The 14,569-nt window shown below is 29.3% G+C and carries 13 protein-coding genes; 6 read left to right on the top strand and 7 right to left on the bottom strand.

What is annotated here, in order from left to right:
• The 4 genes from ACY2RX_RS09400 to aspS all read right to left on the bottom strand — a co-directional run bounded on the left by ACY2RX_RS09400 (position 1) and on the right by aspS (position 5,058).
• Positions 1 to 597 (bottom strand): hypothetical protein, encoded by a 597-nt coding sequence (locus ACY2RX_RS09400; protein ID WP_490103722.1) that lies wholly within the window; start codon positions 595 to 597, stop codon positions 1 to 3.
• A 33-nt stretch (positions 598 to 630) separates the two neighbouring features.
• On the bottom strand, positions 631 to 2,412 hold the full coding sequence (locus ACY2RX_RS09395) for a chloride channel protein (RefSeq protein WP_490103721.1): 1,782 nt from the start codon (positions 2,410 to 2,412) through the stop codon (positions 631 to 633).
• Positions 2,413 to 2,510: 98 nt separating this feature from the next.
• Positions 2,511 to 3,218, bottom strand: a complete 708-nt coding sequence (locus ACY2RX_RS09390; protein ID WP_490103720.1) for a DUF6503 family protein — start codon at positions 3,216 to 3,218, stop codon at positions 2,511 to 2,513.
• Positions 3,219 to 3,303: 85 nt separating this feature from the next.
• Entirely contained in the window at positions 3,304 to 5,058 is a 1,755-nt protein-coding gene (gene aspS / locus ACY2RX_RS09385; protein ID WP_490103719.1) for an aspartate--tRNA ligase, read from the bottom strand.
• Positions 5,059 to 5,201: 143 nt separating this feature from the next.
• Here aspS and ACY2RX_RS09380 point away from each other — a divergent pair, with 143 nt between their 5' ends.
• The 6 genes from ACY2RX_RS09380 to ACY2RX_RS09355 all read left to right on the top strand — a co-directional run bounded on the left by ACY2RX_RS09380 (position 5,202) and on the right by ACY2RX_RS09355 (position 10,529).
• Positions 5,202 to 6,767 carry a LuxR C-terminal-related transcriptional regulator gene (locus ACY2RX_RS09380; RefSeq protein ID WP_490103718.1) on the top strand — a complete coding sequence of 522 codons (1,566 nt, stop codon included), beginning with the start codon at positions 5,202 to 5,204 and terminating at the stop codon, positions 6,765 to 6,767.
• Between the two features lie 118 nt (positions 6,768 to 6,885).
• A complete protein-coding gene (locus tag ACY2RX_RS09375) occupies positions 6,886 to 7,206 on the top strand; it encodes a hypothetical protein (protein ID WP_490103717.1) in 321 nt (106 codons plus the stop codon).
• Between the two features lie 83 nt (positions 7,207 to 7,289).
• Positions 7,290 to 8,642: an FG-GAP repeat domain-containing protein gene (locus ACY2RX_RS09370; RefSeq protein ID WP_490103716.1), complete on the top strand. Its 1,353-nt coding sequence runs from the start codon at positions 7,290 to 7,292 to the stop codon at positions 8,640 to 8,642.
• A 73-nt stretch (positions 8,643 to 8,715) separates the two neighbouring features.
• Complete coding sequence (locus tag ACY2RX_RS09365) at positions 8,716 to 9,075, top strand: cupin domain-containing protein (RefSeq protein ID WP_490103715.1); 360 nt, start codon at positions 8,716 to 8,718, stop codon at positions 9,073 to 9,075.
• Between the two features lie 73 nt (positions 9,076 to 9,148).
• Positions 9,149 to 9,820, top strand: a complete 672-nt coding sequence (rsmI, locus tag ACY2RX_RS09360; protein WP_490103714.1) for a 16S rRNA (cytidine(1402)-2'-O)-methyltransferase — start codon at positions 9,149 to 9,151, stop codon at positions 9,818 to 9,820.
• A 136-nt stretch (positions 9,821 to 9,956) separates the two neighbouring features.
• Positions 9,957 to 10,529 (top strand): uracil-DNA glycosylase family protein, encoded by a 573-nt coding sequence (locus tag ACY2RX_RS09355; protein ID WP_490103713.1) that lies wholly within the window; start codon positions 9,957 to 9,959, stop codon positions 10,527 to 10,529.
• A gap of 7 nt (positions 10,530 to 10,536) precedes the next feature.
• On the opposite strand, the gene ACY2RX_RS09350 is transcribed toward ACY2RX_RS09355, so the two are convergent.
• The 3 genes from ACY2RX_RS09350 to ACY2RX_RS09340 form a co-directional block, all read right to left on the bottom strand.
• Complete coding sequence (locus tag ACY2RX_RS09350; RefSeq protein ID WP_490103712.1) at positions 10,537 to 11,520, bottom strand: hypothetical protein; 984 nt, start codon at positions 11,518 to 11,520, stop codon at positions 10,537 to 10,539.
• A gap of 175 nt (positions 11,521 to 11,695) precedes the next feature.
• A complete protein-coding gene (locus ACY2RX_RS09345; RefSeq protein WP_490103711.1) occupies positions 11,696 to 12,298 on the bottom strand; it encodes a carboxymuconolactone decarboxylase family protein in 603 nt (200 codons plus the stop codon).
• Between the two features lie 6 nt (positions 12,299 to 12,304).
• Positions 12,305 to 14,437 carry an Ig-like domain-containing protein gene (locus ACY2RX_RS09340; RefSeq protein ID WP_490103710.1) on the bottom strand — a complete coding sequence of 711 codons (2,133 nt, stop codon included), beginning with the start codon at positions 14,435 to 14,437 and terminating at the stop codon, positions 12,305 to 12,307.
• Positions 14,438 to 14,569: the final 132 nt, after the last annotated feature.

The raw sequence follows: 14,569 nt of genomic DNA, 5'->3' as shown, positions 1-14,569 counted from the left end.
TTATTCTAAAAGTATTTGAGGTAAAAATTGTAAAAAAACAACAGCAACTAAAATTATGATAGATATAATTAAAGGTTTCCAAATTTCTTTCTTTCTGTATTGTAAATCTTTTCCTAAATTTTTGTTCCAAAAAAATGCTATTAAAATTAGATATCCTATTAAGTTAAATATCAATGTTAACAAAAATGTTCTTGGCATTAGATTTAAAAGCACACCTGAAATTATGGTGTAAATAATACCAAAAATAAGTACTTGAGTTCTAGCTTTTATTTTCTTTAAAACTTTTAAATTAGACATTAATAAAACCGCACCAAATATTGTAGAAAATAAAATTGTAAACCCTTGTATTGCTTGTTTAGAATATAGAACAGGGAGTACTAATTCTTTAAAAGGACTTTCGTTTTCTTTAAGTTTTTGCTCTAGTTCTGTGTTTTTTACAACTTCGATTTCTTTAGAATATTCCGTGTAAAGTAGGTCTTCTTTGTTAATTAAATTTCTGTTTTCTAATTCCCAAACTACTGCTTGAATCGCTTCAAAATTATATTTGTCTTTTTCATTTATGATGTTCTCTAACTCTTGGTTAGATTTTTTGCTCATTTTTTGCGAAAAACTATTGGTTCTCATTCTTTTTTAAGAAGTTACTTCTACCAATTTATTTCGGTAAGCAGTTAATAATTTTGATTTAGAAATAAAACCAACATATTTTCCGTTTTTAACAACGGGTAAGTTCCAAGCGCCACTTACTTTAAATTTATTCATTACTTTTTCTACAGAATCTGTTTGTAAAATTATTTCTGGTGCAGCTTTCATAAAAGCTTCAACAGTAACACTTTTATACATTTCAGCATCAAACATTACTGGGCGAATATCATCTAACAAAACAATTCCTAAAAATTGTTTTTCTTTATTAATTACCGGAAAAATATTTCTTGCAGATGTGGCAACTGCTTTTTTTAGCATATCACCTAATAACATCTCTGGGTAAATTTCTTTAAAATTGGTTTCAATCAGTTTATCAATTTGCATCATCATCATCACATTTTTATCTTTATTATGTGTAATGAGTTCTCCTCTTTGTGCCAATTTATAAGTATAAATAGAGTTAGAAATAAAATATTTTGTAATAGAGAAAGAGATAGCTGCTACTAACATTAACGGAACAAATAAATCGTAACCACCTGTAATTTCGGCAATTAAAAATATGGCAGTAAGAGGTGCATGTAAAACTCCAGCCATTAAACCTGTCATTCCAATCAAAGTAAAATTAGCTTCAGAAACATGAAAACCTAAACCTATGTTGTTAATAATTTTTGCAAAAGCATTACCAAGTGCAGAACCCATAACTAATGTAGGAATAAAAATACCACCAACACCGCCAGCAGCAAAAGTGGTACTCATTGCTATTGCTTTAAAAAAAGTGATGAGTAATAAGAGTATAATAACAATCCAAACGCTATTATGGTCAAAAGAAAAAGGAGTATTACCAATTGCTGCAATATGATTTCCTTCTAATAAATTATTTATTAATCCATAACCCTCACCATATAAAGAGGGCATAAGGTATAATATGCAACCAATTATTACACTTCCTATAATTAATCTAACAAATCGTTTTTTAAATTGATAAAAAAAATTTCTAATAGCAAAATAGACTACAGAAAAATAGACAGATATGATTCCTGTAAAAATCCCAAAAATGGCATAAAAACCTATTTCACCAATTTTAAATTTATCATTTAATTCAAAGCCTAGTAAAACATCAGAACCTAAAAAAAGATACGATGTTACAATAGCAGCAACTGATGCTAATAATAAAGGAACTAAAGAAACAAATGCAATATCTAAACTAAATACTTCTAAAGCAAAAACAATACCTGCAATAGGAGCTTTAAACATAGAAGACATAGCGCCTGCAGTTGCACAACCAATTAAAAGCATTCTTGTTTTTGTGTTCATATGAAACAACCTAGAAGTGTAAGAAGCCAAAGCTGTACCTGCACTAACTGCGGGTCCTTGCAACCCTACAGAACCCCCAAAACCAACTGTTAATGGAGCTGTTAGCAAAGATGCATAAATGTTATATTTAGGGATAATTCCTTTTCTCTTAGAAATGGCATAAAGAGTGGTAGAAATTCCGTGACCAATATGTTTTTTTAGCCAAACTTTTTTTATAATAACAACAATTAATAAACCAATAATTGGAAAAATAAAATACATAGAACTCTTTGAGTTCTTTAAAAAATCTACTGCTAAAAGTAATTGGATATAGTGCGTAATGTTTTTTAGTAAAACTGTTCCTAATCCAGCTAAAAAACCAACTAGAATACTTAAAATATAAACAAACTGACGTTCAGAGATATGTCTATATCTCCAAATTAAAATCTTTTTAAATATTTTTTTTCTTGATGCCATTTTATTTTTAATGTCATTCCGAATAAAGAATGAGGATAAATCTAGATTTCTCAATCGTTCATACTTCACTCATTTCGAAATGACAATTGTCTTTTTATTTATTTTTTTGATGATAAAATATCAGTTCCTAAATATTTATCGTCTTTATTATAATACCAAGCTCTTATTTTTGGCATTTTAATATTATTAATTGTTTCTATTTCTGATAATAAAATATATTCTCCACTATCTTTGGGTTTTTTAAAAAACTGATAGATTTCCATTGCATAGGTTTTTGGATTAAAATAAAAATGCCAAGTGTCTTTACCTACTTCTTTTTTATAAGTAACTTTTAAAACCAAATATTCTTTGCCTTTAAACTTTCTTTTTTCAACTTTTTGATGAATAATTGTTCCATTGTCTTTTAATTTCATTGGCAAACCATACAAATACGTGTAATAATTTTTGTACATATTTGCTCTTTCTTTGTTCAAACCGTATTTCTTTTTAATTTCATCAGAAGGATTTTCATCTCCATTAAAACTGATTTTAAAATCATCTTCGTTTACGTTAAAATTGGTAATAATGGTGTCTTTTTTTGCTGTAACTGAGAAGTATTGTTTCGGTAAATCAATAGTAATTTTGCTTTCTCTTGGAGTGCGTTTTGGGGTTTCCATTGTTACAAATAAAGTACCTTTAAAAGTTGCCCAATTGTTATTTGGATCGTGAAACTTGATTGCTTTTTCCAATAATTGATTTCCTGTAAGTTCTTGAGAAAAGGAAATTATTGTACTGAAAAATAATAGAAATAGGATGATTTTTTTCATAATTTAAAAGTAGTGAAATTTTAATAAAATAAACCTCACAGGTTTTTAAAACCTGTGAGGTTTATTTTATTTTAAAAAATGTATTTTATTCTTCAATATTCAATTTCAAACTCAATTCTTTCAATTGTTCTTCATCAATAAAAGCTGGCGCATCAATCATTACGTCTCTACCAGAATTATTTTTTGGGAACGCAATAAAATCTCTAATGGTTTCTTGTCCGCCTAAAATAGCCACTAATCTATCTAAACCAAAAGCCAAACCTCCATGAGGAGGCGCACCATATTCAAAAGCATCCATTAAAAAACCAAATTGTGCTTTGGCATCTTCTTCAGAAAAACCTAAATGCTTTAACATAGTTGCCTGAATTTCTTTATCGTGAATTCTAATAGAACCTCCACCAATTTCGTTTCCGTTTAAAACTAAATCGTAAGCATTTGCTTTTACTTCTCCTGGTTTTGTGTTTAACAATGCTAATTGCCCAGGTTTTGGCGATGTAAAAGGATGATGCATTGCGTGGTAATGACCCGTTTCTTCATCTAACTCTAATAGCGGAAAATCGATAACCCAAAGAGGCGCAAATACTTTAGGATCTCTTAATCCTAAACGTTCTGCTAATTCCATTCTTAAAGCAGACATTTGCGTTCTTACTTTATTGGTTTCGCCCGATAAAACTAGCATCAAATCACCTGCTTTTGCATCCATAGCATCGGCAAAATGTTTTAAATAATCTTCATCAAAAAACTTATTTACAGAAGATTTTAAAGAACCGTCTTCATTATATTTTATCCAAATTAAACCAGTTGCGCCAATTTGTGGTCTTTTTACCCATTTTACAAGTTCGTCAATTTGTTTTCTAGTATAATTTGCACAGTCTTTAACGTTAATTCCAATAACCAATTCTGCATCATCAAAAACAGAAAACCCAAAGGTTTCCCCTTTGGGGATTAAGGGGCAAAACTCCATTCCAAAACGAATGTCTGGCTTGTCATTTCCATACAAACTCATTGCATCATCATATTGCATTCTTGGAAATTTATCAACTTCTACTCCGTTAATTTCTTTTAGTAAATGACGTGTTAATCCTTCAAAAATATTTAAAATATCTTCTTGCTCTACAAATGCCATTTCACAGTCTATTTGTGTGAATTCTGGCTGTCTGTCTGCACGTAAATCTTCGTCTCTAAAACATTTTACAATCTGAAAATATTTATCCATTCCGCCAACCATTAACAATTGTTTAAAGGTTTGGGGAGATTGTGGCAGAGCATAAAACTGACCTTCATTCATACGAGAAGGAACTACAAAATCTCTTGCGCCTTCAGGCGTAGATTTTATTAAATAAGGAGTTTCAACTTCAATAAATTCTTGGTCAGACAAGTATTTACGAACTTCCATAGAAACTTTATGGCGAAATATTAAACTGTCTTTAACAGGATTTCTACGAATATCTAAGTATCTGTATTTCATTCTAATATCTTCTCCACCATCGGTTTCGTCTTCAATAGTAAAAGGTGGCAGCACAGCTGCATTAAGTATTTTTAAATCTGATACTAATAATTCAATGTCTCCTGTAGGCATTTTATCATTTTTAGACTCACGCTCAATTACAGTTCCTGTAACTTGAATCACAAATTCTCTACCTAAAGATTTTGCTTTTTCCATCATTGTTGCTGGTGTGCGCTCTTCATCAAAAATAAGTTGTGTAATTCCGTATCTATCACGTAAATCTACCCAAATCATAAAACCTTTGTCTCTTGATTTTTGCACCCAACCTGCTAAAGTTACTTCTGTATTAATGTGTGATGTTCTTAGCTCACCACAAGAATGACTTCTGTACATTTTTTTATTTTTAAAAATTAAAACTAACCTTATACAGTGAGTGTAAAATAGTTTTATTTAATGGACTGCAAATTTAACTAAAAAGGCGAAAAAATTGAAAGAATCTAGCAATTTAGTTTTATCTTTGAAAGAAACATTTTGTTGTGAGGCATTTCTTTGTTTTATGGTGTGTTTTAATTGTAACGATTCCTTTATTTTCTCAAAAAAAAAGAGTAAAAATTGACAGCACTTTTCAGTCAATTAAAAATACTCCAAATTCTATAAAAAAGGTTGATAATTTAATTGGTTTATACAAACAATCTATTAGGCAAAAAGAAATTGATAAGCGTGTTTTAGAAAGTGCTTTAACTATTTCTAAAGACATTTTTTATATAAAAGGAATTGGCGTTTGCTATGATAGAAAAGGACTTACTGCTAGATATGAACAGGATTACAGTAGCTCCATAACAAATCATAAAAGAGCATTATCTTTTTTAAATCAAACAAAAGATACTTTATTAATCATAAAATGTTTAAATAACCTTGGTGTTACTTATAGAAAGGTAAATTTAGAAAAAGAAGCTTTCAATCATTATTTTAAAGCTTTAAAATTATCAGAAAAAATAAATAATAAGAGGAGTGTTTCTATTGCTTTAAATGGTATTGGAAATGTTTTTATTGATACACAACAATATGATAAAGCGTTGTTTTATTTAAGAAAAGCAATTTTATTAGAAAAAGAAAGAGAGAATAAAAAAGGACAAGAATACGGGTATGCCAATTTAGGTGAAATCTTTATTGAAAAACAAGCTTATGATTCTGCGCATTTTTATATAAACAAGTCTTTAGATTTAGCTATAAAACATCCTAGAAAAGAAGGTGTTTCTATAAAATATACTTTACTGGGAAAGTTGTATCAAAAACAAAAAGAGTATAAAAAATCTAATGAATTTTATTTTAAATCTATTCCGCAATTAAAAAAATATCATAATACAAGATATTTAAGTAAAAGTTTCTTGAATATTGGAATTAATCTACTGCATTTAAACCACATTAAAGAAGCAAAAATTTACATTAATATTGGTTTAGATAAAGCTAAAGAAATAAATTCTAAAGAAAATATTTTATTGGGCTATAAAACCTTAACAAGTTATTATGCTAAAACCAACCAATATAAAAAAGCTTTAAACACTCAAAAACAAGTACTGGCTTTTAGAGATAGCATTTTAAATGAAGCTTCACAGAAAAGTATTATTAGTTCGCAAATTAGTTATGAATCTTCTAAAAAAGACTCTAAGATTCAATCTTTAGCAAAAGCTAAAAATAGCATAGAAAAAAAAGCAGCATCTAATTTTTCTTTGTTTATAACAAGTGTTATTTTAGGAGTTATAAGTCTGTTTGTTTTATTAATTGCTTTCTTTTTATTCAGAAGAAATAAATCGCTAGAATTAGAACAAAAAAATACGCAGCTTCAAAATTATTTACTTCAAATTAAAAAGCTAAAATCTAGGCATCAAAAAAGTGTTTCTTTATCTAAAAAAGAACTAAAAGAATTTCAATTATCAAAAAGAGAAATAGAAGTTCTTGAGCATATATCTAACGGACTTAGCAATGCACAAATTGCAGAGAAAATGTTTGTGTCTAATAACACCATTAAAACACATATTTATCACATTTACACAAAGTTAGATGTAAAAAATAGGGTGCAAGCTATCCAGAAAATTTCATAATCATTTTTTAGTTTTTTTAATCAAATCACCCTTTTGGGTGATAAAAATCACTATTTGTTATGGTCGTTTTTTTTTATTTGGGATATAACTTTGTAGTATAATCTTAAAATAAATTAAAATGAAAAACTTAAAAAGAGTATTTGTGTTATTATTAACAGTTATGTTGTTTAATGTTTCTTGTTCTAGTAACAAAAGTGATGATGTTAATCCTTGCCAAGATAGTGTTCAGCTTATTAAAACAACTTCTGTAAGTTACTATTCAGCATTATCTGCTTTTCAAATGGATAAAACCTCTGCCAACTGTACAGATTTAAAGAAAAAAGGAAAAACGTATTTAAATGCCTTAAACAAATCTAAAAGTTGTGTAAAAGAGTCTGAACTAAAGACGCTAGATCTACTTATAAAAGAGGTAGAAAAGAGCATTAATTTAGATTGCTAGAGTTTTTTAATCAAATTTTTGCCTACAAGAAATCTAAGGTTTTTGTAGGCAAAAACCAATATTCATTCTTAAAAACAAACACTATGAAAAGAAAAATACTTACTTCAATAATGTTATTAATTGTTACTTTGGTAAACTCACAAGTTAGTTTTCAAAGCAATTTAGTAACTACAGAAACAGATGGTGCAAATTGTGTTTTTGCAGCAGATTTAAATGGAGATGGACTTGTAGATGTGCTTTCTGCATCATTAAATGACAACAAAATTGCTTGGTATAAAAACAATGGGCAGGGCACTTTTGGATCACAACAAATTATTACAACAAGTGTTAAAAAACCTTGGACTGTTTATGCCAAAGATTTAAATAAAGACGGTTTTATAGATGTTCTTTCTGCTTCTTACGACGATGATAAAATTGCTTGGTATCAAAATGATGGAAAAGGTAATTTTAGTTCTCAAAAAATAATCTCTACAAATGCAGATAGTGCTTACGATGTTTTTGCAGCAGATTTAGACAATGATAGTCATATAGACGTTATTTCTGTTTCTCGTTTAGACAACAAAGTTGCTTGGTATAAAAACAACGGAATGAATGATTTTGGTAACGAAATTATAATTTCATCTACAGCAGGCAATCCTGTTGCAGTTTTTGCAGCAGATTTAGATAAAGATGGAAATATTGATGTACTAACAGCTTCTTTTAACGATTATATTTCTTGGTATAAAAATAATGGAGATGGTTCTTTTACTAGCGAAAAAGTTTTATCATCTACATTAGATGTAGCAACAGATGTAACTGCTGCTGATATTGATAAAGATGGAGATTTAGATGTTATTGGAACAAGTTCTGGACACAATAAAATTGTTTGGTTTAGCAATAATGGAAATGGAACTTTTAGTTCAGAAAAATTAATAACATCTAAAGCATATAAGGTAAATTCTATTTTTGCTGCTGATGTAGATTCTGATGGAGATATAGATATTCTTTCTTCAAATTACGAAGACAGTAAAATTGGTTGGTACAAAAATACAAATGGAAAAGGAAGTTTTGGAAATCAGATTGTAATTACTTCATCAGAAGTTGCTCCTTATCACGTTTTTGGTACAGATATAGATAATGATGGAGATTTAGATGTATTAACTGCTTCAAGAAATAAAGACAGAATAAAGTTGTATAAAAATGTTACTGCTTTAAATGTAAACGCTGTATCTAAAACGAATTTTAAAATATTTCCTAACCCTGTAAAAAGTGTGGTTTCTATAAAATCGTCATCAATAATAACATCACTTAAAGTCTACAATCAATTTGGACAATTGGTTTTATCAAACAAAAATCAACCATCAATAAATATATCTTCTTTGCATTCCGGAATTTATATAATGAAGATAAAAGATGAAAATCAAAACTCATTAACTAAAAAAATTATTATCAAATAATCCCCCAGTTTTTCGTTTTTATTAACTTAACTTACAAAAGAATTTTACACAATTCTTTTGTAAGTTTGTATTTATGAGTGTAATTAATATTCAAGAAAAATTCAAGTTATTTCAAGATTTATGGTCGCCAAAGAAAATTGGCGAGTTAAATAATCAACAAATATTGCTAGCAAAATTAAAAGGAGAATTTGTTTTTCATAAACACGATTATGAAGACGAATTATTTTTGGTGATAAAAGGTTGTTTAGAGATTGAATTGAGAGACCAAACAATCACACTAAAAGAAGGCGAATTTTACATCGTTCCAAAAGGAATAGAGCATAAACCCATTGCAAAAGAAGAAGTTCATATTTTGTTGTTTGAGCCTCTTTCTATAAAACATACAGGAGATATTGTGGCAGCTATTACTGTGGAAGAATACGAATCTATTTAAAAAGTTTTAAATGTTGAGTTGTGAGTTTTAAGTTCACTAAAAACTCAACACAAAAAATTAAAAACTAAGATTAATGAGTAAATTATATTTAGTTCCTACACCCATTGGCAATTTAGAAGATATGACTTTTAGAGCCATTAAAGTTTTGAAAGAAGTCGATTTTATTTTAGCTGAAGATACTCGTACCAGCGGAAAACTCTTAAAACATTTTGAGATTGCTACGCAAATGCACAGTCATCATATGCACAATGAACATAAATCTATAGAAGGCATTTTAAATCGATTAAAAAACGAAGAAACTTGTGCATTAATTTCTGATGCAGGAACTCCAGCAATTTCAGACCCAGGTTTTTTATTAACAAGAGCTTGTGTAGAAAATAAGATTGATGTTGAGTGTTTACCTGGAGCCACGGCTTTTGTGCCAGCTTTGGTAAATTCTGGTTTACCTAATGATAAGTTTGTTTTTGAAGGTTTTTTACCCGTTAAAAAAGGGCGACAAACGCGTTTACTTTTATTAGCGGAAGAAACCAGAACTATGATTTTTTATGAATCGCCACATAAATTGGTAAAAACATTAGGGCATTTTGCAGAATATTTTGGAGCCAACAGACAAGTTTCTGTTTCTAGAGAACTCACAAAAATGTTCGAAGAAACTGTTAGAGGAACTGCAAAAGCAGTTTTAAAACATTACACCAACAAACCACCAAAAGGAGAAATTGTTATTGTGGTTGAAGGGAAAAAGTAATGTAATAATTTATCAATTTTAAAATGTAACAATTGTTTGTTTGAGCGCAGTTGATAACTAATTTTTAAAGAGTATTGAAAAACTTCCTGAACCTGAAAATAAATTATTTCTAAAAATTTGATGATTTTACAAGCAAATGCAAAACCTCCTTTCAGAAATAAAAAAATGCACTATTTGCGAACCTTATTTAGATTTAGGTGCAAATCCTGTAGTTACGGGCCATAAAAATTCTAAAATCGTGATTATTGGTCAGGCACCAGGAACAAAAGTGCACAAATCTGGAATTCCTTGGAACGATGCAAGCGGAAAACAACTTAGAAAATGGTTAAATGTTTCTGATAAAGATTTTTATAACGTAGAAAAATTTGCCATTGTACCAATGGGATTTTGTTATCCTGGAAAAGGAAAAAGTGGAGATAAACCTCCAAGAAAAGAATGCGCTCCAAAATGGCATCAACAATTATTTGATAAAATGCCAAATTTAAAATTGATAATTCTTATTGGAATGTATGCGCAAAATTATTATCTAAAAGGCAAAGCCAAAAGAACACTTACAGAAACAGTTGATAATTATCCTGAATATTTACCTAAGTATTTTACATTGCCACATCCAAGTCCAAGAAATCGTTTTTGGTTGACTAAAAACCCTTGGTTTGAGCAAAATGTGATACCCGAATTGCAAAAAAGAGTAGCAACTATTATCAAATAATATGCGTTTATCCCAATTCTATCTGTTTTTTTAATTTATCTATTCTTTCGTACAAAGAGTTAAAAAATATAGTTCTGTCTATTTCTGCATTACCTGATAATTGCTTTGAAAATTGCAATTGTTTTAAAAAATATTTTTCAATGGTTGCACAAGTTTCTTTGTCTGATATTTTTAAATAGGATAAAGTTGTAAACGGTATGTATAATTTTTTTTGACTTTCTGTTCTAAAGAAAACTGTGTTGTTTAAGTTTAAAATTTCATTATTAAATAATTCATATTTTTTTGACCCACTTCCTCTTTTCTCTTTAATACATTGTTTTTCTACTCCATTTAGAACGTTTTTTAAATCGTTACAAATTTCTAAGGCACTTTTTTTATTTACCAATTTAATTTTAAAAAAATATAAAATTTGGTTTATAGAACTTGTTAGCGTATTTGCGCTCCAGATTTCAGTTGTCGTAATATTTTCATAACTTATTTCTAGTTCTTTAATTTTATTTAGCAAGATATTTTCTCTATCAAAATCTTTAAATGGGCATTTTGTAAATTTAAACTGATCTGACAATACATTTAAAAAAGTGTACATTTTAAATTTTCTATACAACCCAGAAGAATAATAAAAGGGTAAATCTTTTGCAGCAAAAATTAAGTTCGAATTTTTAAATTTAGAAATATCTTGCAATTCTTTTACTGCATAATCAAAATAATCTTTTAGCTCTTCTATAGAATTAACTTGATCCGTTTTTTTAACGCTAATGGTTTCTTTTGTAGAAAACACATCAGGTATTTCAAAATTATAATGATTGGTAAGTTTTAAAGTTTCAGATAAAGTTAATGCTGTTTTTCCTTTAACTCTTCTGTAAGCAGCATCATAACTTAAATCTAAAACATCAGCAATATCTTCTATGAGTGATACATTTTTAGGGAGTTTTTTATTAATATAGTTAAATAGTTTTTCTTCAATTTTTTCCATAAAGGTCTTTTTTTTCATACTTAAAATTCACAAAAAAAGAATTTTTTTTTTGCGAAAATTGCAAGAGCAAAACTTGGTAGTTTCACTACTTTTGATTAGTAAATATGAAAAGGTTGGGGGACCTTAATTATTTTGTTATTTGCCTTTTCAGAATTCTGGAAAGGCATTTATTTTTTAAAAATAATACTTTTTTTTAGTATTGAGAGCCATTGTGTTTACCAACTTCAAAACCGTATTTACTTAAATATTGATTTCCGCTTTCAATGGCATCTTGTTCTAAGGTTGTACCCATAGAATCATTCCAGCGATTTAAATATCCAAATAGAGAAATTACACCTAACATTTCTACAATTTCTCCTTCATCCCAGTACTTGTATAGTTGTTCTTTTATTTCTGCATTAACAGCATTAGGCACCAAAGATGCTGCCAAAGAAAAATCTAAGGCAGCTCTTTCTGCCTCCGAAAAAGCTGGGTGAGTTTTGTATTCCCAAATATTATCTAATTGTTCTTGTTCTGCACCATAACGTTCTGCAGCTCTAATTGCATGCGCTTGGCAATATCTACAGCCTGTTGCATTACTAGAAATCCAAGCAATCATTCTTTTTAAAGCAGAAGTAACACTGCCTTCATTTGCCATAACAGCTTTGTTAAGGTTTATAAAAGCTTTCGAAATTGCGGGTCTGCGTTGCATAGTTAAAACTGAATTTGGGCAAAAGCCTAAAGTTTCATTAAAAAACTTTGCCAATTCTTTTGTTTCTAAATCGTGTTCTGCTCCTAAAGGTGTTACTAAAGCCATATTTTTTTAATTTCTTATTAAACTAATACTTCCTGTTTTTTCTATTTTTCGATTATTATTATCAGTTAGAATTGCTCTAAACCAATAGGTGTTTGAAGGTAGGTTTTTTCCTTGATGTTTTCCATTCCAACTTCCTACAGAAGAATTAATTTTGTGTAATAAAACTCCAAACCTGTTGTAAATATAAATATCTAATGTGATAAATGAACTATCTACCAACCCATTAATTTTCCATACATCATTTTTTCCATCATCATTTGGTGTAAAAAATCTTGGATACCAAAGAATAGAAAAATTGTAGGTTGCAGTTTTACAGCCTTTTTTGTCTTTAACATATAAGGTGTGTTTGCCAATAGCAATATTTTGAAAAAATCCTTGATCTTTGTAAGTGCCAAATTCATCATCTAAAGAAAATTGATAATCACCAATTCCTAAATTATTATTGATAACTCTAATAGAATTGTTAGCAGAATCATCTATAATTACAACATCATTATTAGTAATGGTAGCTTTTTCAGAATTAAAAACAGTAATTGTTTTTTCTAAAGATTCGCAACCCGCTAAAGAAACTGCTTTTACTGAATATTTACCTGTTGCATTAATTTTATTTGAAGCTTGATTTCCAGAAATAATTTTTCCATCCTTAGTCCAAACATAACTGTAATTATTTAAAGCATTTTTTGTTTTTAGCGTAACAGAGCCAATATCATCACACAAAACGTAATTATTTTGGACAAGGTCAAATTGCGGAATTGAGCTATCTACCTTCGCAATTACAGGTATTCTTGGAGATGAAATGCAATTAGAGTTATTTGCTTCAACAAAATAGGTAGTTGTTGAAGTTAGGTTTTGTGGCGAATAACTATTTCCTTTTTTTAAAAATATTCCTGCAGCATCATACCAAAAAACTTCTCCTGCAGAAGCTGTTGCACTTAAAGTTGCAGAGCCAGAGCAAATTAAATCTTCTTTAATATTTGTAATTGTGGGTCTTTGCACTACTGTAACTGGCACTTCTGTTCTTTCTATTGATAAACATCCATCAATAGAAACTGTTGCATAAAAAGATGTATTTCTTGTTAAAATTGGTGTTGGATAACTACTACCTGTATGTAATAGATTTCCGCCTGTAGCAGAATCGTACCATAAAACGTTTCCTTCACTGGCAGATGCAGTTAAAGTAACACTTCCAGATTCACAGATTGTTACGGTTGTTGTATTAGAAATTTTGGGCAAATAAATACTTGTAGTTGCTACAATATTTAATGGCAAATCTCCTGGCGCACCATATTCTACTATATACCCTTTTGGTATATAGAGACCTGTACCTCCTTCATCAGGCAAATCATTCCAAGAACCTATGATTACATTCCTAACATTTGGATCTGTAATATGAGCATAATGTTCTCCATCAGGATTATTTCCTCTAAAATTATTAGGCTCGTTATTATTCCAAAAAGCAAAATTAGGAGTAGAACCATTTATTGCTCCTCTCCAAAATACAGAATCATCACTACCCGCTTCTGGACCTGTTACCCATTTCCAAACACCTTCTGTTTCTCTATCAGAACCACCAATCCAACCTGCTCCAGAAGCTTGTTTTCCTGCAAAATCGGCTTCTTCTTTGCTAGTTAGTGTAGCCAAATAGCCTCTTCTGCCATAATAAGTTCTTTTTTCTGCTGCTATTTTAGCATCAGTCCATTTAATATTTGGCACATCTACAAACTCATAAAAATGGTCGGTTAAGGGTAAATAATTTGCATCTCCTATAGATAATGAGAACGATTTTTTTTCAATAATATTGGTAGCTGTGGTTGTAAAAACAACTTCTTTTACTGCTTTTTCTAAGTCTGTTAATAACATTTCTGACCCAAGAATTGAAGAAGTTAGCGTTAATTTACCTTCAGTATCATCAAAAGATTCAGAAATATTTGGATGAGATCCTGACAATTTTAATTCATCAAAATTTATTTGATATCCAGATGAAATTTGAATAAAAAAGGAATCTATTGTAGTATCATCAGCATCAGTAATTGTAAAATCTGTAACAATTTTTTTGTCACTTCCTGGGCAAAAAGCCTGATTCCCTTTTGCTGTAACAATGGGTGCAATATTTGTTTGAGCAAAAACAAAAAAGCTCATCTTTATAAAAAGAATAGAGAGAATTTTATTTTTAAGTTTTAGAGAATTACGCATTTTAATCACTTACTTCTTTGTGTTTTCTTATTTTTGTAAGAAAGCACAATTTAAGACTTCAAATTCTAATAAAATATT

This window comes from Polaribacter sp. 2405UD43-2 (genome assembly GCF_058147125.1).
This window is presented reverse-complemented; position numbering and strand designations above follow the sequence as displayed.